The sequence below is a fragment of the Streptomyces solicavernae genome (assembly GCF_029968095.1).
In the GTDB taxonomy this organism is placed as follows: Bacteria; Actinomycetota; Actinomycetes; order Streptomycetales; family Streptomycetaceae; genus Streptomyces; species Streptomyces solicavernae.
Genome location: NZ_JASCIR010000004.1, coordinates 55,697 through 75,335 on the forward strand (window position 1 = coordinate 55,697; position 19,639 = coordinate 75,335).

A 19,639-nucleotide genomic window follows, 5' to 3' on the forward strand; every position below is an offset into this window, starting at 1 on the left:
ACCGCCCTCCACGTATGACGAACCGTTACAGCACCTTGGACAGGAACGACTTCGTCCGCTCGTGCTGCGGGTCGGTCAGGACGTCCCTGGGGTTGCCGGACTCGACGACGACGCCGCCGTCCATGAAGACCAGGCTGTCGCCGACCTCGCGGGCGAAGCCCATCTCGTGGGTGACGACGACCATGGTCATGCCGGTCTCCGCCAGGTCGCGCATGACGTCGAGGACGTCGCCGACCAGCTCGGGGTCGAGGGCCGAGGTCGGCTCGTCGAAGAGCATCAGCTTCGGCTCCATGGCGAGCGCGCGGGCGATCGCCACGCGCTGCTGCTGGCCGCCGGAGAGCTGCGAGGGGTAGTTGCCCGCCTTGTCGGCGAGGCCCACCCGCTCCAGGAGGGCGCCGGCGCGCTCGCGGGCCGCCGCCTTCGACTCGCCCTTGACCTGGACCGGCGCCTCCATGACGTTCTCCAGGGCCGTCATGTGCGGGAACAGGTTGAAGCGCTGGAAGACCATGCCGATGTCCCGGCGCTTCAGGGCGACTTCGCTGTCCTTGAGCTCGTGGAGCTTGTCGCCCTTCTGCCGGTAGCCGACCAGCTCGCCGTCGACGTAGAGCCGCCCCGCGTTGACCTTCTCCAGGTGGTTGATGCAGCGCAGGAACGTCGACTTGCCGGAGCCCGACGGGCCGATCAGGCAGAAGACCTCGCCCTGCTTGACCTCCAGGTCGATGCCCTTGAGGACCTCGACGTGCCCGAACGACTTGTGCACGTTCTCGGCCTTGACCATGGCGTTCATCGGGCGACCTCCGGACGGCGCAGCGACAGCATGTTGGCCTTGACCTTCTGCCAGGGCGTCGGCGGGAGCTGGCGGGACGAGCCGCGGGCGTAGTACCGCTCCAGGTAGTACTGCCCGACGCTCAGGATCGACGTCATGATCAGGTACCAGGTCGCGGCGAGGAACAGCACCTCGACCGTGGCGCCGGAGCTCTGGCCGATGTCCTGGGCGTTGCGCAGGAGTTCGTAGTACTGGACGGCGGCCACCAGGGACGTCGTCTTCAGCATGTTGATGACTTCGTTGCCGGTCGGCGGGACGATCACGCGCATCGCCTGCGGCAGCACCACGCGCCGCAGGGTCTTGCTGTGGCTCATGCCGAGCGCGTGCGCCGCCTCGGTCTGGCCCTCGTCGACGGCGAGCAGGCCGGCGCGGCAGATCTCCGCCATGTACGCGGCCTCGTTGAGGCCGAGCCCGAGCAGCGCCGTCAGGAACGGCGTCATGAAGTCGGACCACTCGTCCTTGTAGATCGGGCCGAGGTTGATGTACTCGAAGACGAAGCCCAGGTTGAACCAGACGAACAGCTGCACCAGGACCGGGGTGCCGCGGAAGAACCAGATGTAGAACCAGGCGATGGACGATGTCACCGGGTTCTTGGAGAGCCGCATCACCGCGAGCAGGATGCCGCCGGCCACGCCGATCGCCATCGAGAGCACGGTCAGGAGCAGCGTCTCCCGCATGCCGCCGACGATGCGGGAGTCGAAGAAGTACTCGGGGATCGCGTCCCAGTTGATCTCTCCCTGCGCGAACGCGAAGACGATCGCGCCGAGCGCCGCGAGGGCGACGACGGCCGAGACATAGCGGCCGTAGTGCCGTACCGGCACGGCCTTGATGGCCTGCGGGGCCGACGGAGGGGTGTCCTCCGGGCCCTTCTTTTCAGTGTCCACAGTCACGAGGTGCCTTTCACCGATGCCTTTCACCGACGGCCCGGAGCCGTCGTACCGACGACTGGGAGCCGTCTCACCGACGGCTCGGAGCCGTCACTTGCCGCCGTTGACCTTGGCCTCGGTGACGGCGCCGGCCTCGACGCCCCACTTCGAGATGATCTTGTCGTACTCGCCGTTCTTGATGATGGCGTCGAGCGCGGCCTTGATGGCGTCCCGCAGTTCGGGGTTGTTCTTGGGTACGGCGATGCCGTACGGAGCCGCGTCGACCTGCTTGCCGACCAGTTCAAAATCCTTGCCGCCGCCGGAGGTCTTCACGGCGAACGCGGCGACGGGGAAGTCGGAGGAGCCGGCGTCGGCGCCACCGGAGCGCAGCCGGGTCTGGGCCTGCTGGTCGTTGTCGAAGGCCTCGATGGCGATCTTCTTGCCGCCCTTGCACTTCTCCGACTCGGCCTTGGCCAGGTCGTGCGAGACGGTGCCGCGCTGCAGGACGACCTTCTTGCCGCACAGGTCGGACCAGGTCTCGATGCCCTGGGTCTCGCCCTTGTTGGTGTAGATCGAGACGCCGGCGTTGAAGTAGTCGACGAAGTCGACGCCCTCGCCGACCTTCTTGCCGGTGTCGGAGTCGATGCCGTTCTGGCGGTGCTTCGTGTCCGTCATGGCGGACATGGCGATGTCGTACCGCTTCGAGCGGAGGCCGCCGAGGAGGGTGTCGAAGGTGCCGTTCTTGAAGGTGAACTCGACGCCGAGCTGCTCGCCGAGCGCCTCGGCGATGTCCAGGTCGATGCCGACGACCTTGCCGTTCTTGTCCTTGTACTCCACCGGGGGGTACGCGATGTCGGAGCCGACCTTGATCTCGCCCGCGTCCCTGATGCTCTGCGGGAGCTTGTCGGCGAGCGGCGCGTTCTCGTTGCTGCGGGCGCGCTGGGCCGCGTCCGTCTGGTCCCCGCAGCCGGTCAGCAGCAGGGCGCCCGCGACCGCGAGGGCACCGACCGCGCGTATTCGTGACGTGCCTGCGGCCGTGCGACATGTGGTGCTTGCGGTCATGTTGTGGTTCCTCCGGCGGATGAGGGAGCTGCCGTGCGATGAGGCCGTCCGGCACGCGCTTCGGGTGCTCCGGCCTCGGGTGATTGACGCATCTTGCCATTCGGACGCACGGCTTCAGGGGGTCGGCGATGTCAAAATCGGATAACGGGTGCCGGATACCGGGCGGAGGGGCATGTGCGGTCCGTCTTCTGGGGAGAACGCGGCGTAACCGGTGAACGTGCGCTAACTCCACCATCTCCGGCGAATCTCGCCATGTGGACAGAAGTGACCGGGGCTGACCGGGTATTCAGTGTGCGCCTTGTGCCCTTTTGTGGCGACTCGGGTACGGCCGGTCCGCGGCGGGCCGCCCACTCACCCGTACGGAATCGGGGCTACGGGCAACACCGCAGGTGGGAAGCGTGCAGGGCAACGCCCGATGGCCGCTCGATGAACGATGATCGTTCGTTTCGCACCCGATGTGCGGGTGGGCAAAAGGGCCTTACCGGGCAGTGACGAACGCCGCTCGCCGGGCCGTGCGGTCTTCAGGTAAAAAGGGCTGTTACACCCCTCATCCGGGGCTCAGGGCGCGTGTGCGGCGCGCCCGCGCGTACGTACCTCCCCTCGCGGAGGCGGGCCAACCGCCGAAGCGAGTCACGGACGCGGTGCCCGCCCACCCCTAAACAGGAGTGGTCACCCTCAACGAAAAAGACTTAAGGGGTCAGACAAAAGTGGCAGCGGAGATCGTCAACCCTCGCAGCGACGCCGGTGCGGAGGGCGCGGAAGAGCCCTTCGATCCCGCGTTCGCCCTGCACCGCGGCGGCAAGATGGCCGTCCAGGCCACCGTGCCGGTGCGTGACAAGGACGACCTGTCCCTCGCGTACACGCCTGGCGTGGCCAAGGTGTGCAGCGCCATCGCCGAGCAGCCCGAGCTCGTGAACGACTACACGTGGAAGTCCAACGTCGTCGCCGTCGTCACCGACGGCACGGCCGTGCTCGGACTCGGCGACATCGGTCCGGAAGCCTCCCTCCCCGTGATGGAGGGCAAGGCCATTCTGTTCAAGCAGTTCGGCGGCGTGGACGCCGTCCCGATCGCCCTCCAGACCACCAGTGTCGACGAGATCGTCGAGACCGTGGTCCGGCTCGCCCCGTCCTTCGGCGGCGTGAACCTGGAGGACATCTCGGCGCCGCGCTGCTTCGAGATCGAGGACCGCCTCAAGGAGGCCCTCGACATTCCCGTCTTCCACGACGACCAGCACGGCACGGCCGTCGTCACCCTCGCCGCGCTGCGCAACGCCGCGAAGCTCACGAACCGGACCCTCGGCGACCTGCGCGCCGTGATCTCCGGTGCGGGCGCGGCCGGCGTCGCCATCGCCAAGTTCCTCCTGGAGGCGGGCATCGGCGACGTGGCGGTGGCCGACCGCAAGGGCGTCGTCAGCAAGGACCGGGACGACCTCACCCCGGTCAAGCAGGAGCTCGCGGAGCTCACCAACAAGGCGGGCCTGTCCGGTCCCCTGGAGTCGGCGCTTGCGGGCGCGGACGTGTTCATCGGTGTCTCCGGCGGTACGGTCCCGGAGCCCGCGGTGGCGTCCATGGCGGAGAACTCCTTCGTGTTCGCCATGGCCAACCCGAACCCCGAGGTGCACCCCGACATCGCGCACAAGTACGCGGCGGTCGTGGCCACCGGGCGCTCGGACTACCCGAACCAGATCAACAACGTGCTCGCGTTCCCGGGCATCTTCGCGGGCGCCCTCCAGGTGCGCGCCTCGCAGATCACCGAGGGCATGAAGATCGCGGCGGCCGACGCGCTCGCCGAGGTCGTCGGCGCGGACCTGTCCGCGGAGTACGTGATCCCGTCGCCGTTCGACGAGCGGGTCGGCCCGGCGGTCACCGCCGCGGTCGCGGCGGCTGCCCGGGCGGAGGGCGTCGCCCGACGCTGAGCGTTCGACACGGGAATTCGACACGGGAATTCGACACGGGAAAGGGCCTTGCCGGTGGGCGGGGCCCTTTCCCGCGTCTGCGGGCGGCCGCTGCGCCGGGCAGAATCAGCCCGTCAGGCCCTAGCCCGGAGGGCGATCGACGGCGACCGATTCGACGGCGCCGGTCAACGTCACACCCGGGCACGGTTACGGCGCACCCCCTCCCCGCAATACCGTCGGGTACATGTTCGCCGCATACGCCGCCCGTATCGACCGTGACCAGCCGCTGAACGGCCTTGAGTTGGGGGAGCGCCCGGCCCCCGAGGAACGCCCCGGCTGGACGACCGTCAACGTCAGGGCCGCCTCCCTCAACCACCACGACCTCTGGTCCCTGCGAGGCGTCGGCCTCGGTGAGGACAAGCTTCCGATGATCCTCGGCTGTGACGCCGCCGGGGTCGACGCGGACGGCAACGAGGTCGTGCTGCACTCCGTCATCGGCCAGTCCGGGCACGGCGTCGGCCCGGACGAGCCCCGCTCGATCCTGACCGAGCGCTACCAGGGCACCTTCGCCGAGCAGGTCTCCGTACCGACCTGGAACGTGCTGCCCAAGCCCAAGGAGCTCAGCTTCGCCGAGGCCGCCTGTCTGCCGACCGCCTGGCTGACCGCGTACCGCATGCTGTTCACCAACGCCGGCGTACGGCCCGGGGATTCGGTGCTCGTGCAGGGCGCGGGCGGCGGCGTCGCCACGGCCGCGATCGTGCTCGGCAAGGCGGCGGGCCTGAAGGTCTTCGCCACCAGCCGCGACGAGGCCAAGCGCAAGCGGGCCCTGGAGCTCGGCGCCGTGGAGGCCGTGGAGTCGGGCGCCCGGCTGCCGCAGCGGGTGGACGCGGTGATCGAGACGGTCGGCGCGGCCACCTGGTCGCACTCCGTGAAGTCGCTGCGGCCCGGCGGCACCCTGGTGATCTCCGGCGCGACCAGCGGCGACCGGCCCTCGCACGCCGAGCTGACCCGGATCTTCTTCCTGGAGCTGAAGGTCGTCGGCTCGACGATGGGCTCCAAGGACGAGCTGGAGGACCTGCTCGCGTTCTGCGCCAACACCGGCATCCGCCCGGTCATCGACGAGGAACTTCCCCTGGACCGGGCCCGCGAGGGCTTCGAGCGGATGGCGGACGGGGGGCAGTTCGGCAAGATCGTGCTGACGGTCTGAACCGCCCCTTCCGCCGACCGGCCCGGCCCCTTCGTACGGGGGCCGGGCCTTTCGCGTATCCCGCACTCGTGTCCGGTACGCATCCCGCACTCGTATCCCGCACTCGTATCCCGTACTCGTATCCCGTACTCGTATCCCGTACTCGTATCCGGTCCTCGTCTCCCGTACGCGATGTGTCAATCGTGGTTGACGATGCCGGGATGTCAACGTAAGTTGACAGCATGACCGAGGCAACGGATCTCGCCGAGCGAGCCGGAGATCGTGACCCACGCGTCGGGCTGCGGGCCGTCGCCGCGCTGCGGCGGCTGCTCGAACAGCTGGAGTCCGTCCAGGTGCGCAGCGCCCGGAATCAGGGCTGGTCGTGGCAGGAGATCGCCGCCGAGCTGGGCGTCAGCAGGCAGGCCGTGCACAAGAAGTACGGGAGGCAGTGATGTTCGAGAGGTTCACGCGCGGGGCGCGGGACGTGGTGGAGGGCGCGGTCGGGCACGCCGAGCGGGCCGACGACGCCGAGGTCACCGCGGAGCATCTGCTCCTCGCCCTCCTCGACGCCGAGGGGACGAAGGCCGCGTACGCCCTCGCGGCCCTCGGTGTGACGGGCCGGCGCGAGGCGGTCGTCGCCGCGCTCGCCGAGGCGCGGCGGCGCGGGGGAGTGTCGGCGGCCGACGAGGAAGCCCTGGCCGGGCTCGGGATCGACGTCGGGGCGATCGTCTCGTGCGTCGAACAGGCGCATGGGGAGGGGGCGTTGGGGCGCGAGCGCACGCGCACGAAGCGCCGGTTCACCGGGCACCGCCCGTTCGCCCGCGAGTCCAAGGACGTCCTGGAGCAGGCGCTGCGGGTCGCGATCGGCCGCGGGGACCGGACCATCGGCGATGAGCATCTGCTGCTGGCGTTGGCCGTACGGCCGGGGGTCGCGCGGGATGTGCTGGGGGCGTACGGGTCTTCTTACGATGCGGTGGTGCGGGTGTTGGGGACGGGCTGATTCGTCCCCTGAATTGAACCCCTCCGGCGATAAATTGAGCCCCTCCGGCGATTGAGGAGCGGGGTCCGGGGGCGGAGCCCCCTGGGGGCGGGGTGCCTCAGTCCCCGTCCGCCCCCCGCAGTACCACCCCGATATGCGCCGCCGCGGCGGACAAGTGACGGCGTGCGTCGCGGAGTTGGGCCTCCGTCACCCCGTGGTCGCGGGCCGCGTCGCGGATGTCGTCGCGGAAGCGGTCCAGGAGGCGGTCCAGGTCGCGGGCCGGGTCGCCGGTGGAGACCGCGTCCTGCGTGGCCCACTCCGGCTCGGCCACGGACCCGGGGGCCGGCCGGGGCCTGCCGAAGCGGCCGAACTCCTTGGTGATCTCGGCCAGTCCCTCCCGGAGCCCCGTCGGCCAGTCCCCGCGCGTGAAGTGGTCCTGCACCTGGTCCTGTACGCGCTTCGCGATCCGCTGGACCTCGTCGCGCGCCTCGTCCTCGGCCTCCTTGGCCTGGCGGCGGGCGCGCTGCGCCTCCTCGCGGGCCCGGCGCGACTCGTCCTTCGCGCGGCGGGCCTGCTCCTTCCACTCCTGCTTCGCGCGGCGCAGCTCCTCCTTCGCCGCCCGCCAGGACTCCGGCTCGCCCTGCGCGGTCGTGCTGCCGGACCCCCGCCGCGTCTCGTTCGCCGCGGCCCGCATCTCGCGCCGCAGGTCACCGGCGGCGCCGCGGACGTCGTCCCGGATCTCGGCGGCCAGCTCCGCTACGGACTCGCGGATCTCCAACTCCAGGTCCGCCAACTCGCCGCTGCGGTCCGCCAGTTCGGCCCGGCCCGCGTCGGTGATCGAGTAGACCTTGCGGCCGCCCTCGGTGGTGTGCGTGACCAGCCCCTCGGCCTCCAGCTTCGCCAGGCGCGGGTAGACGGTGCCCGCCGAGGGCGCGTACAGGCCCTGGAAGCGCTCCTCCAGGAGCCGGATCACCTCGTAGCCGTGGCGCGGCGCCTCGTCGAGGAGCCCCAGGAGGTAGAGGCGCAGGCGGCCGTGGGCGAAGACGGGGGGCATGTCAGAGCACCTTCCCGGTCGTGCTGTCACCGGCGGGCGGAGTGTCCGCCGGGGGCGTGTCCGTAGGAGGATTGTTCCCGTCCGCTTGTGGACCCGGTGCGCCGGGGGTGGGGCCCTCGCCGTGCGTCCCGTACGCGTCCGGCTGTGGGCGGCGCAGCAGGGCGATGGCGCCGGAGACGGTGGTGGCCTTGAGGGTGCCGGTGCCGGCGCCGAGGCGGCCGGTGATCCGCTTCGTGCCCCAGCCGCCGCCGACCCGCAGGTCCTCGAACGCGTTGGAGACCGTGCCGCTGGTCGTGTCCGCCTCCACGACCGCGTCCGCCGGGTGCGGGAGCCGGATCGCGATCTCGCCGGAGACGCTGGACAGCCGTACGTCCGGGGCGCGGTCCGAGCCGTCCAGGTCCACGATCATGTCGCCGCTGACGGACTCCGCCCGTACGGACGCGCTCGCCGCGACGACCGTCAGGTCGCCGGAGACCGAGCCGAACTTCAAGTCGCCCGTCACGCCCTGCGCTTCGACGGTGCCGCTCACCGTCTCGGCGCGCACGTCGCCGGACAGGCCGGCCAGGGTGGTCTCGCCGTGCACGCCCCGGACCGTGGTGCGGCCCTCGACGCCGGAGACCATGGCGGTCGCGCCGACCGTGCCCACCTCGACGTCGGCGCCCGACGGCACCGCGAGCGAGACCACCGCGTGCCGCCGCCACCCCTTGGGGTCCAGCCACTTGAGGAAGCCCTTCCAGGGCAGGTCGTCGTACGCGACGCTGAGCGTCGTGCCCTCCCGCACCACCCGCAGCGGCGGTCCGTCGATCTCCGAGAGCTCCAGGTGTGTCGCGCCCTCCTCCGTGCCGACCACGTTCACCGCGCCGCCCGCGATGCGTACGCGCACCGAGCTCACCGGTTCGCCGAAGCTGAACTTCCGCGGCTCGGCGATCTCCCAGCTGGACTCCGCCATGGCTGCCTCCCTCGGCCGCGACGCTGACGCGCCATATCGCGTTCTCTCGTACACACGATATATCGCGGATACGTGACGTCAAGAGTGCCGGGCCCGCTGCGCTGCACGGCATACCAGAGCCAACGCGGACAAATTGCCCTAGCGTGGATCTGTGCCGACCCCGCGCGAACCCGATTCCGAAGAATCCGGCGTACCCGCCGCCGGCGCGCTGCTGTTCTGCCGCGCCGCACCCGCCGACATCCGCCCCGCCGCCGGGCTCCTCCGCACCCGCCTGCACCTCGCCCCGGCCGGGCCGGAGTGGAGTGTCCTGGTGCCCGACGGCGCCCCGTGGGTGCGCGCGGGCGAGCCCGTCGACCGGGTGCTCGCGGGCTGGGCGACCGCGCTCGCCGTCGGCGCGCCCTGGCCGGTGCTCGCGCTCTGGTGGGACGGGGACCGCAGCGGCTACCTCCTCGCCGCCGGCTTCCGCCGCGGTGTCGGGTACGTGTGGCTGGCCGACGGCACGCCCGTCGGCGAGGACGAGGCGATGCGTACGTTCGCCGCCCGGCTCGGCCTCGACCCCGTCCTCGACGTGCAGTCCCTCGAACCGCTGACCCGGTCCGACCCCGCGGCCGACGCCGACGACCGGCTGCGCGTCCTGCTCGCCGTGCTCGCCCGCGCCGGACTCACCGTGCCCAGGGGCCTCACCCCGGGGGCGAGCGCGGACGGCCTGCGCTCGGCGGCCCGCGCGCTCCCGGACGCCGAGACGGTGGAGTGGCCCGGCCTGCGCGAAGCCGTACGTGCCGAACTCGCCCCCGAGGGCGGCAGCCTGACCGCCCGCGCCCTGGCCGCCGCCCACCTCGCGGCGGGCCTCCCGCTCACCCTCTGGGGCCTACGGCGCCACAGCGCAGGCTGGACGGCGGCAGGAGTGCTGCTCCTCGTCCACGGCGCGCTCGGTCTCGTACGGGAGATTCGGCGGCCGCTCGACTGACGGGGTCGTCCCGTCGGCCGGGCTCGCGCTGCGTGTCCCTACTTACCCCTGTTTTCCCTGGTCGTCACAGCGCATCCCTGCTTGCCCCTGATTGCCCCTGCTCGCCCCTACTCGTCCTCGTCCTCGTCCTCGTCGTCCAGGCGGGCCAGCCAGGTGGCGAGGCGTTCGACCGGAACCTCGAAGTCCGGGTTCAGATCGACGAACGTACGGAGCTGCTCGGCGAGCCACTCGAAGGTGACCTCCTCCTCGCCGCGCCGCTTCTCCAGCTCTTCGATGCCTCGGTCGGTGAAGTACATGTGCTTGCTGCTCCTGTCGCCACGTCCGAGCGGCGCCGGTGGTGATGCGGGATCTCCGGGCCTCGCGGGGGCCGGGACCCCGTCCACTTTAATCGAGCGCGACCCGACCGATCAGATCGAGCCAGCCCCTGACCGGCCTGAACAGAGTTATCCACAGGGGTCGCCCCGCAACCGGCCCGGTGGCTAACCTCGTCGTAGATCAAGAGCCGGTGCGGCCAAGGGAGTTGGCGGGCGCGCACCGGCCGGTTGAGGCTGCGTACGGACGGGGGCGTCATGGCGGACAGCATGTGGACGGACGAGGCGGCGGGGGAGCCGGACCGGAGTCGGGGAGAGGCCGGCGAAGCGCCGGGGGTGATCCCCGGGGACGCGCTGCCCCAGGGCGTGTGGCCCATCACCCTGCCCGGCGGCGCGGGTCGGATCATGGCCCGGGTCACCCCCACCGACCAGTACGAGGACCAGGACATCGGAGTCCTCGACACCGCGGGCGCCAGGCTGGAGCAGCTGGGCGAGCTGATCCAGGGCGTGGGCACTTCCGTGCTCGACGCCGCGCGGGCGGTGCGGCCGGACGAGGCGGCGATCACCTTCGGCGTCGAGCTGAGCACGAAGTCGGGCCGGGCGTTCGCGATCCTCGCCGAGGGGGAGGCGAAGGCGTCCGTGCAGGTCACCCTCACCTGGCGCCTCGGCGACGGCGATGCCTGACCTGTCGGACCGGCTCGGGCGGCTGGTCGGGGCGGCCACCGTGCAGATTCACGCGCCCAAGTCCGACGCCGCCGAGCGGACCCGGCTGTGGGGGACGGGGTTCTTCGTTGCGCCGGGCTGGATCCTCACCTGCGCGCATGTGGTCCGCCCCTACCTGGACGCGTCGCGCAAGGGACGCTTCGGTGTGACCGGCGCGGTGGTCGGCGCGAGCACACCGGTGGAGGCGCGGCTTGAGGGCATGCTCTGGCGGGGCGGCAAGGACGGGGACATCCCCTTCGAGCAGGACCTCGCCCTGCTGCGCCTCGCGGACGACGCCTCGGCCGAGCGGCACTCCTGCGTCTGGTTCGCCGATTGGGCGGGGCGCACACTCGGCGACGAACGCTTCGTCCACGGGTACTACCTCGACGGATCCGGTCAGGTGCGGACCCGTGAGGCGCTGGCCAAGGTCAGCGTGGCGGACGGCGCGGCGCGGCGGTTCGAGCCCATGGTGCAGTTCAAGAGCGGCCTGTCGGGGTCCCCGGTCGTCGCGCCGGAGTCCGGGGCCGTCGTCGGGGTGATGAAGGCGGGCCAGCAGGGGTACGGCGGCGCGGCCATGGACATCACGGCCCTGCGCGGCTTCGGCGAGCTGTACGCGGAGGTCGCCGCCGCCCACGATGTGTGGCACCACGGACGGCTCGGCCGGCCGGACAGCTGGGTCGCTCTGCAGGACCGGGCGGCCCGCGCCCCGGGCCGCGGCGCCACCGCTGACGCGTGGACACCCGTGGACCGCGCCACCGCCCTGCACCACCTCGCCGTGCTGCGCCGGGCCGTCCCCCGGAGCGCGGAGAGCGAGAAGCCCGGGGACATCTGTGTGCTGGTGCGCCAGGCCATGGGGCGCCGCTGGCTGTCCAACAGTCGCCCGCTGCCCCGGATTTGGCGGGACGGTCACGGCGAGCTGTACGACGGCGCGCGTCCCCTGGAGGCCCGGGTCTTCCTGCGGTACCTGCGCCGGGTGACCGAGTACGCGGAGTCCGACGGCCTGCACACCGGCCCGCTGACGGCCTGGCTGGACGCACGGGAGGCGCGGCTCTCCGGGAAGCGGGAGGCCGCCGGGCCACGCAGCCCCGCACCACCCCCGGCCCCTCATGCGCCCGGGAACGGCGGCCTGCCCGGAGAGGCCCCGCCCGCGCACCTCGACACCGAGACCCGCCCCGCGCACCCCGCCCCGGAGGCTCTGCCCGCGCGCCCCGGTCCGCAGGCTCTGCCCGCGCACCCCGGCCCCGAGGTTCTGCCCGCGCACCTCGACCCCCGGACCCGCCCCGCTCGCCCTGACCCCGGGCCCCGCCCTGACCCCGGGCCCCGCCCTGACCCCGGGCCCCGCCCCGACCCCGGGCCCCGCCCCGGCCCCGCGGTCCAGCCGGTCCACGCGCGGGCCGCGGAGGCCGCGGAACCGGTGGCGTACCCGCACCCGGGCAGCGCGCGCTCCATCGTCGTCCTGGAGATAGAGGAGGTCTCCTGCGAGGACCGCCGCTTCCGCTGGACCGTCCGCCTGGACCACATCGGCGAGGACGAGGAACTCCTCGGCGGCAGCGACGCGGGCGGCCCCGGCGTGCCCTACCGCGACCTGCTGCACGAGGTGGGCGAAGCCCTGACCGGCGCCTTCGAACGGGTCGACCTCGGCGGCTCGCCCGCACCGCTCGAAGTCGCCCTGCCGTACGACCACTTCGACGAGCCGGTGCACCAGTGGCAGCTCAACCACACCGTTCCGCTGCACCAGGACCCGGCCAAGGAGCCGCTCGGGGTGCACCGGCCGGTGGTGGTGCGCAGCCTGGAGCGGTTGCGCGCACCGGACCCTGAGCGCAACGCCCGCCACGCCGACCGCTGGCACGACCTGCACGCAGCCGAGCGCATCAGCTCCCTCCGGCTGCCGCCCGCGGGCAAGTCGCTGCAGGCAGCGGTCGAGGGGAAGGCACCCGGCGAGGTGCCCGTGATGTGCCGGTCGGCCGGGGAGCGGACCGGGAAGCACGCGCTCGGCGAGGTCCTCGGGCAGGACCACGGTGTCGCCCTGTGGCACGGCACGGGCCATGCGGGCAGCCCCTGTGGCGACGCCTGCACCGCACTGCACGAACAGATCGGCGACGTCTTCCGGGTCAGCCGACGGGCCGACCGGCTCGCCTACTCCGTATGGCAGTTGCGCCGGGACATCGCGCGTCACAACAACGGCCCGCACCCGGCATCCGGCCTCGTGCTGTTCTACGACCGCCCGTTGGAGGACACGGACGTACTGGACGCACCGGCATGAGCGCCCGGACCGCGGGGCCGGAGTTCGGCCAGGAGTGCGCGCCAACGGTATGGCTGGAAAAGGCCGTTCGCGAGGGTGGCTTTGGGTACATTTTCAGGGGCCCGTTGTGGGCGAGGGCCACCCTCGTCGGCCAGCGCGCGGCAAGCCATCGAACGCTGACGAGGAGCGAGCCATGAGCGACTGGCTGATCTTCCGGGGCACGGGGAAGCCCGCCCGGAACCGCATCGCGGACCTGCCCGAAGCACCCCACTGGCGGCGCTTCGACGGTACGCCGCCGCCCGAGGACGAGGACCGGGCTCCCGAGATCGACCACTCCTCGCTGCGCCGCCTCGGCGACAACCCGATCCTCCGCATCCAGGAGGAGCGCACCCTCCAACTGATCAACGCCGCCCTCTATTTGAGGCGTCCGCTCCTGGTCACCGGAGCCCCCGGCGCCGGCAAGAGCACCCTCGCGCACGCGGTCGCCCATGAGCTCGGGCTCGGCCGGGTGCTGCAGTGGCCGGTGGTCAGCCGCACCGAACTGAAGGACGGCCTGTACGCCTACGATGCCATCGGCCGCCTCCAGGACACCCAGCTCGACGCCCACCGGTCGGGCGCGCCCCGGTCCGCAGCCGCGCGGGCAGGCGGCGGTGCCCGCCCACGCCCCGGCGGCCGCCTCGCGGGGACCCGGCGCAGGAGCGACATCGGCCGGTACATCAGGCTCGGGCCGCTCGGCACCGCACTGCTGCCGACCCGGCAGCCGCGGGTGCTGCTCATCGACGAGCTGGACAAGAGCGACATCGACCTGCCCGGCGACCTCCTCAACGTCATGGAGGAGGGCGAGTTCGCCATCCCCGAGCTCGAACGCATCGCGGGCCGCGACGGCCGGGACCAGGTGACGGTGCTCAGCGACGACGGCCGGCCCGTGGTCGTGACCGGAGGACGGGTGCGCTGCCGGGCCTTCCCGTTCATCGTGATGACCAGCAACGGCGAGCGGGAGTTCCCGCCCGCGCTGCTCCGCCGCTGCATCCACCTCAACCTCGAACCACCCAGGGGCCGGCGCCTCGCCGCCATGGTCCAGGCCCACTTCGGCGAGCGGGCGGACGAGACGCACAGCGATGTCTTCGACCTGTTCACCCAGGACGGTGGCGGGATCCACCGCCCCACCGACCAGCTCCTGAACGCCATCTTCCTCACCCAGCACGCGGCCCAGCAGGAGGACCCGGCCCGCCGCGCGGAGATCGCCCGGCTGCTCATCGAGGCCCCCGACCAAGAACCCAGGCGCTAGCCGTCATGCCCGTCGAGCCCCCGCACGTCGAGCCGTCGGCCGTCGAGCCGTCGCACCCCGACCCCCTCACCCTGCTCGTGTCGCGGCTGCGCGACGTGGGCGTGGAGCCGGACCCGGAGGAGCTCGCCGACGCCCTGTGGCTCGCCCGGTGGGTGCCGCCCGACACCGTCGCGGACCCCCGCCCGGGCGCCGCCGACCCCGTGCACCCGGCGGAACCCGCACCGCCGCATCCGCCCGGCGGGCAGCACCGGCAGCAGCCCCCCGCCGTACCCCCGGCGCCCGCCCCGACCGCCGACCGGCAGCAGCGCAGGCCGGCCGGGACCGTCGAGCTGACGGTGCCGGGCGCGGACGGCGACCGCCTCCGCGAGGGCACGAGGCCCGTGCGGGTACCGACCGCCGTCACGTTCCCCGACGCCCAGTCGCTGCAGCGCGCCCTGCGCCCGTTGCGCCGGTTCCGGCCCGGCGGCGGAAGCGGCGGAGGCGGCGGTGCGCGCAGCGTCCTTGACGAGCGGGCCACCGCCGAGCGCACCGCGGACACCGGCCTGATCCTGCCGGTCCTGCGCCGCTCCCGGCGCCGCGAGGCCCGACTGCGCCTGGTCATGGACGTATCGACGTCCATGGTCGTCTGGGAGGACACCTTCACCGAACTGCGGGAGATCTGCGAGCGGTCCGGCGCCTTCCGCGAGGTGCGCCCGCACTTCCTCCGCGAAGGCCCGCACGGCGAGCCCGCCGTCACCGCGACCCCGGACGGCGGCGGTCCCCCGCAGTCCGCCGCGCAGCTGCGCGACCCCGCCGGCCACCAGGTGATCCTCGTCCTCAGCGACTGCGTGGGGCCGATGTGGCGCGACGGCGGCATGCAGCGACTCCTGCACAGCTGGGCCCTCGACAGCCCGGTCGCCGTGGTCCAGCCGCTGCCCCAGCGGCACTGGCGCCGCACCCATCTGCCCGCGTACGAGGGCGAGTTACGGCGCCACGAGGGAACCGCCGGGCGGATGGACTTCCGGCCCGGGCGTGGCGCGGCACCGCCGCCGCGCGGGGCGCTCCCGGTGCCGGTGATCGCGCCCCGGCCCGGGCCGCTCGGCGCCTGGGCGCGGCTGGTGTGCGGCGGCACCGAGCAGCGGCTGCGCGCCTCCGCCGGCTGGGTGCGGGCCGACCACCCGCGGTCCACCGCCGTACGCGGCTCGGACCGGGTGGTGTCCCCGCGCGAGAGGCTGCGGTCCTTCATCCGCACCGCCTCGCCCGCGGCGGTCCGTCTCGTCGGGCATCTGTCGGCCGCGCCCCTGGTGCTGCCGGTGATGCGCCTGGTTCAGCGGGCGATGCTCTCCGGCAGCGGGCCGGACGTACTCGCCGAGGTGCTGGTCGGCGGCCTGGTGCGGCGCGCGCGGGACATCGAGGGGCTGCACACCTACGCATTCGTCGACGGGGTGCAGGAAGAGCTGCTGCGGCGCAGCGAACAGAGCGACCTGCACCTCGTCCTGAAGCACTGCTCGAAGTACGTCGAGCAGCGGTACGGCAGGTCGGTGCGGAACTTCCCCGCGCTGGCGGCCGCCCATGTCGAGGGGCACGGGCCGGCCGGCGCGGCCCCGCTGCTCGGGCCGGACGGAGTGCCGCAGGACCCGGTGCTCCGGGAGTTCGCGCGGGTCTCCGCCGCGGTGATCGGACGGTTCGGCGGCGACCTCGCCGTACCCCTCGTCACCGGCGCGACCGGAACGGACGGCACCGTCGCCGCACCCGGGGAACTCCTCGCGCGCGCCCGGGTGTTGCTGCGGACCTTCGAGGGGGACGGCGGCGACTGGGCGCTTGACGACGCCGAGGAGCTGCTCCGCCACCTCGGCGCCGACGACACCTTCGCGGACGCCGTCACGGCCCGCATCGAGCTGGGCGACGTACTGCTGCAGCGCTGGCGGACGAGCGCCCGGCCCGGCGATCTCCTGGAGGCGTACGACACCGTCCGGGCGCATGCCGGGCGGCACCCCGTGGCGGCCCTGACGTACGCCCGGGTCCTGGACGCCATGGCGGAGGAAGAGCTGCGCTCGGGGCCGGGCTCGGCGGTGCTGCCGAACCGGGTGCGCGTCGAGGTCGCCCAGATCGCCGCGGAGGCACCGGAGTCCGTCCGCGTCGGCAGCCTGCGCAGAGCCTTGGCGGCGCTGCTGTTGCTGCGGGACGAGGACGAGACGCTGGCCGCTGCCTTCGACCGGCTCGACCGGCTCGACCGGCTCGACCGGCGCGGGGCACCGCAGGACGAACCGATGCTCCGCACCCTCGGCGTGCTCCGGGCCGGGGCGCTGCGCCGGGCGGCGCAGTCCGCCGCCGCGGTCGCCCGGCTGGCCGGACAGGGCGAGGCCACCGTGGACCGCGCCTTCGGCGAGGCCCTGGACCGGCTGGCGGAGTGGACGGACCACCTGGTGCGGAGACTGGAGCGCGGTACGGGCGTCAAGCCCGACCTGCGCCTGCTGCGCGGACTCGCCCAGCTCGACCTGGCCCGCCGGAACGCCGGACGCGGCCCGCAGCCACGCCCCCCGGCCCGGCGGGACCCGCAGGCGCGGCGCTGGAGCGCGGAGCGGGCGGTCCAGGACCTGGAAACCGCGCTAGGGAGTGGCTCCCCGATTTCTGCGGGTCAACGACGATCGGAGGGGCACTCCCTAGGCCTCCCGCGCGGCGAGCGCCCGCACCCCCCAGGCGAACTGAGCATGCACTGGCTGGAGTTGGCCGCGGCGTACGAGCTCTGCGACGAGCCGGAGGACGCGTCGCCCGAACGTCTTGGCCGGATCCGCGCAGCGCTCGACCAGGCGGCGCTGGCGGCCGAGAGCACCCCCCAGCTGATCAGGAGCCTGACGCACCGGGCGCTGCACTACGCCGGGTTCGGCCACCCGTACGGCACCCCCGCGGACGACCGCGCCAGAGCCGTTGCCGACCTGGACCGGGCCGTCGGACTCGGCTCCGAGGACGCCGGCCTGTACGCCCTGCGCGGCCGCCTCCTGCTCGGCGCGGACGAGGCGCCGGGGACGTACGGCTACGCGGTCCGGTACGAGGCATCCGACCCGCAGCTCGAAGACGCGGTGCGGTCCCTGCGCGCGGCCCTCGACCTGACCGTCGGCAGCGACCCCCGGGCGTCCGGCCGCCACCTGCTGTTCGCCGTGGCGCTGCGCGCCAGGTTCCGTCGCGGGGCGGCGCTGTCCGACCTCCACGAGGCGGACTGGGCCCTGGGCGTGGCCATGCGGGAGGGGGAGGACGACGTCGTCGCGTATGCCGCGTACCACCGCGGCCAGGTCGCCGACGCGCTCGCTCGCCGCACGGGGGCGCACAAGTACCGGGTGACGGCCGCCGACCACTACCGCAGGTGCGCGACGCAGGCCGAACAGCTCGACTTCGCCACGCTGGCCGCGGCGGCGCGCGTCGAACGTGCCGGCGCCCTGCTGGCGACGGCGGGCCCGCACGTGGCCAGGGCGGAGCTGCGGCGGGCCGCCGCCCTGCTGAACGACGGACCCGAGGGGGACGACGGCCCCGCAGGGGACCCGGAGGGCGCGGTGGACGCCTCCGGTCTGCTGAGTCGCGGCCGGGAAGAGGACCCGGAGGAGCCGGAGGAGCCGGAGGACCCGGAGGAGCCGGAGGAGCCGGAGGACCCGGAGGACCCGGAGGACCCGGAAGGCACGGTCGACGCCGGCGGCCTGCGCCGCGCGGATCTCCTGAGGCGCATCCGGCGGGAGCTGGACGCCTTGGACGCGGCGGCCCCGGCCGCGCACCGGCCCCACCGATCCCCGGACTCCCGCCCATGACGCCTCCCCACCTGGGGGCCGACGCCTCCGCGGAGAAGCCCCTGCCCGCATTCCCCCGCCCGGGCCCCGGCACGGTCAGCCACCCCGTGCTCGCCGCGGTCCTGGCGGAGGTCGAGGAGCGCGAGGCGTCCGGCGAGGCGGGGCCGGCGTACTACTCGGACGCGGCGGACCCCAGGTGAGCAGGCCCGGGAGGTACGGGGAAGAGCCGGGCGGCGGACACGGGGGCGGAGCGCGGGACGGGTTCCGGCAGTTCGTCCTCAAGGTCCACAGCCGCTGCAACCTCGCCTGCACCTACTGCTACATCTACACCGGCCCGGACGGCAGTTGGCGGGACCGCCCCCGCCGCGTCCCCGACGCCACGGTCCGCCAGGTCGCCCACCGCATCGCCGAGCACACCGCCCGGCACGGCCTCGCCCGGATCCGGATCGACCTGCACGGGGGCGAGCCGCTGCTCTCCGGCGCCGGGTTCCTCGTCGCGTACGCCGACACGGTGCGTGCGGCGGTACGGCGGGCGGCGCCGGCGGCACGCGTCGACGTCACCGTGCAGACCAACGGCACCCTCCTCACCGAGGCCGCCCTGGACCGGCTCGCCGCCGCCCGGATCCGGGTCGGCCTCAGCCTGGACGGCGGCACGGCCGCGCTGAACGCCCGCCGGGTCGACCACACGGGCCGCTCGTCCTGGCCGGCAGTCCGCCGGGCCGCCGGACTCCTGGCGTCCCGCCCCGATTCGTACGCGGGCCTGCTGAGCACCATCGACCTGGCCACCGACCCCCGCGAGGTGTACCGCTCGCTGCGCCGCCTCGGCCCGCCCGCCCTGGACTTCCTGCTCCCGCACGCCCACTGGGCCGACCGGGCGCCCGGCCGCCACCGGCCGAGCCCCACGCCGTACGCGGACTGGCTGATCCCCGCGTTCGAGCTGTGGTGGGCCGACCGGGAGGAGGGGCGGCCCCGGCTGCGGCTGTTCAGTGAGATCCTGGCCGTGCTGCTCGGCGCCGACAGCGCCACGGAGGCCGTGGGCCTGTCCCCGCTGGCCGTGGTCGTCGTCGACACGGACGGCGCGATCGAGCAGGTGGACGCGCTCAAGTCCGCGTACGAGGGCGCGCCCGCCACGGGGCTCGACGTGTTCCGCCACTCCTTCGACGAGGCGCTCCGCCACCCCGGGGTCGCCGCCCGCAGGCAGGGGCTGCGAGCGCTGGCCGAGGTGTGTCTGTCCTGCCCCGTGGTGCGGGTCTGCGGGGGCGGCAACTACGCCCATCGGTACGCCGCCCGCACCGGGGGCTTCCGGCACCCCAGCGTGTACTGCGCCGACCTGGAACGCCTCATCCGGCACCTGGCCGACCGGCTGGCCGGCGAACTGGACCCCGCCCGCGACGCCCGCGCCCGCGAAGCCCCCGCCCGCGACGCTCGCCCCCATGACGCACCGGAAGGGACCGCTGAGGCATTCCTGAGCAATCGGGGAACAGACTGTTGCAACTGACCTATCTTTAACGGTACTTGACGGTACTTGACGAACAGCAACGTAACCTCCCGAAGAGG

Annotated in this window: 17 protein-coding genes; 11 read left to right on the forward strand and 6 right to left on the reverse strand. The window is 73.2% G+C overall.

Going from position 1 to position 19,639, the window contains the following annotated elements; all coding sequences use genetic code 11:
* Positions 1 to 25: 25 nt before the first annotated feature.
* The 3 genes from QIS99_RS06910 to QIS99_RS06920 all read right to left on the reverse strand — a co-directional run bounded on the left by QIS99_RS06910 (position 26) and on the right by QIS99_RS06920 (position 2,754).
* Positions 26 to 787 (reverse strand): amino acid ABC transporter ATP-binding protein, encoded by a 762-nt coding sequence (locus tag QIS99_RS06910; protein WP_282511530.1) that lies wholly within the window; start codon positions 785 to 787, stop codon positions 26 to 28.
* Positions 784 to 1,716 (reverse strand): amino acid ABC transporter permease, encoded by a 933-nt coding sequence (locus QIS99_RS06915; protein WP_282511531.1) that lies wholly within the window; start codon positions 1,714 to 1,716, stop codon positions 784 to 786. The genes QIS99_RS06910 and QIS99_RS06915 overlap by 4 nt, the downstream gene beginning before the upstream one ends.
* Positions 1,717 to 1,803: 87 nt before the next feature.
* Positions 1,804 to 2,754 carry an ABC transporter substrate-binding protein gene (locus QIS99_RS06920; RefSeq protein WP_282511532.1) on the reverse strand — a complete coding sequence of 317 codons (951 nt, stop codon included), beginning with the start codon at positions 2,752 to 2,754 and terminating at the stop codon, positions 1,804 to 1,806.
* A gap of 707 nt (positions 2,755 to 3,461) precedes the next feature.
* On the opposite strand from QIS99_RS06920, the gene QIS99_RS06925 reads away from it, so the two are divergent.
* From QIS99_RS06925 to QIS99_RS06940, 4 genes are all read left to right on the forward strand, one after another.
* A complete protein-coding gene (locus QIS99_RS06925; protein ID WP_282511534.1) occupies positions 3,462 to 4,670 on the forward strand; it encodes an NAD(P)-dependent malic enzyme in 1,209 nt (402 codons plus the stop codon).
* Positions 4,671 to 4,893: 223 nt separating this feature from the next.
* Positions 4,894 to 5,856 carry a zinc-binding dehydrogenase gene (locus tag QIS99_RS06930; RefSeq protein ID WP_282511536.1) on the forward strand — a complete coding sequence of 321 codons (963 nt, stop codon included), beginning with the start codon at positions 4,894 to 4,896 and terminating at the stop codon, positions 5,854 to 5,856.
* A 221-nt stretch (positions 5,857 to 6,077) separates the two neighbouring features.
* Complete coding sequence (locus QIS99_RS06935; RefSeq protein WP_282511538.1) at positions 6,078 to 6,287, forward strand: helix-turn-helix domain-containing protein; 210 nt, start codon at positions 6,078 to 6,080, stop codon at positions 6,285 to 6,287.
* Complete coding sequence (locus QIS99_RS06940) at positions 6,287 to 6,835, forward strand: Clp protease N-terminal domain-containing protein (protein ID WP_282511540.1); 549 nt, start codon at positions 6,287 to 6,289, stop codon at positions 6,833 to 6,835. The genes QIS99_RS06935 and QIS99_RS06940 overlap by 1 nt, the downstream gene beginning before the upstream one ends.
* A gap of 97 nt (positions 6,836 to 6,932) precedes the next feature.
* On the opposite strand, the gene QIS99_RS06945 is transcribed toward QIS99_RS06940, so the two are convergent.
* Together QIS99_RS06945 and QIS99_RS06950 are read right to left on the reverse strand one after the other, a co-directional pair.
* Positions 6,933 to 7,868, reverse strand: a complete 936-nt coding sequence (locus QIS99_RS06945) for a PadR family transcriptional regulator (RefSeq protein WP_282511541.1) — start codon at positions 7,866 to 7,868, stop codon at positions 6,933 to 6,935.
* Position 7,869: 1 nt separating this feature from the next.
* Positions 7,870 to 8,817 (reverse strand): DUF4097 family beta strand repeat-containing protein, encoded by a 948-nt coding sequence (locus tag QIS99_RS06950; protein ID WP_282511542.1) that lies wholly within the window; start codon positions 8,815 to 8,817, stop codon positions 7,870 to 7,872.
* A 151-nt stretch (positions 8,818 to 8,968) separates the two neighbouring features.
* On the opposite strand from QIS99_RS06950, the gene QIS99_RS06955 reads away from it, so the two are divergent.
* Positions 8,969 to 9,784 carry a hypothetical protein gene (locus tag QIS99_RS06955; RefSeq protein ID WP_282511544.1) on the forward strand — a complete coding sequence of 272 codons (816 nt, stop codon included), beginning with the start codon at positions 8,969 to 8,971 and terminating at the stop codon, positions 9,782 to 9,784.
* A gap of 107 nt (positions 9,785 to 9,891) precedes the next feature.
* On the opposite strand, the gene QIS99_RS06960 is transcribed toward QIS99_RS06955, so the two are convergent.
* Complete coding sequence (locus QIS99_RS06960) at positions 9,892 to 10,080, reverse strand: DUF6104 family protein (RefSeq protein ID WP_136236161.1); 189 nt, start codon at positions 10,078 to 10,080, stop codon at positions 9,892 to 9,894.
* Positions 10,081 to 10,353: 273 nt separating this feature from the next.
* On the opposite strand from QIS99_RS06960, the gene QIS99_RS06965 reads away from it, so the two are divergent.
* From QIS99_RS06965 to QIS99_RS06990, 6 genes are all read left to right on the forward strand, one after another.
* A complete protein-coding gene (locus QIS99_RS06965; RefSeq protein WP_282511547.1) occupies positions 10,354 to 10,779 on the forward strand; it encodes a CU044_2847 family protein in 426 nt (141 codons plus the stop codon).
* On the forward strand, positions 10,772 to 13,060 hold the full coding sequence (locus QIS99_RS06970) for a VMAP-C domain-containing protein (protein ID WP_282511549.1): 2,289 nt from the start codon (positions 10,772 to 10,774) through the stop codon (positions 13,058 to 13,060). Before QIS99_RS06965 ends, QIS99_RS06970 begins: the two co-directional genes overlap by 8 nt.
* Positions 13,061 to 13,232: 172 nt before the next feature.
* The gene (locus QIS99_RS06975; RefSeq protein ID WP_282511550.1) at positions 13,233 to 14,327 is read left to right on the forward strand and encodes a MoxR family ATPase; all 1,095 of its coding nucleotides are present in this window, start codon (positions 13,233 to 13,235) and stop codon (positions 14,325 to 14,327) included.
* A 5-nt stretch (positions 14,328 to 14,332) separates the two neighbouring features.
* On the forward strand, positions 14,333 to 18,103 hold the full coding sequence (locus tag QIS99_RS06980) for an SAV_2336 N-terminal domain-related protein (protein ID WP_282511552.1): 3,771 nt from the start codon (positions 14,333 to 14,335) through the stop codon (positions 18,101 to 18,103).
* A complete protein-coding gene (locus tag QIS99_RS06985) occupies positions 18,100 to 18,282 on the forward strand; it encodes a hypothetical protein (protein WP_282511554.1) in 183 nt (60 codons plus the stop codon). The genes QIS99_RS06980 and QIS99_RS06985 overlap by 4 nt, the downstream gene beginning before the upstream one ends.
* Positions 18,279 to 19,580: an FxsB family cyclophane-forming radical SAM/SPASM peptide maturase gene (locus QIS99_RS06990; protein ID WP_282511556.1), complete on the forward strand. Its 1,302-nt coding sequence runs from the start codon at positions 18,279 to 18,281 to the stop codon at positions 19,578 to 19,580. The genes QIS99_RS06985 and QIS99_RS06990 overlap by 4 nt, the downstream gene beginning before the upstream one ends.
* Positions 19,581 to 19,639: the final 59 nt, after the last annotated feature.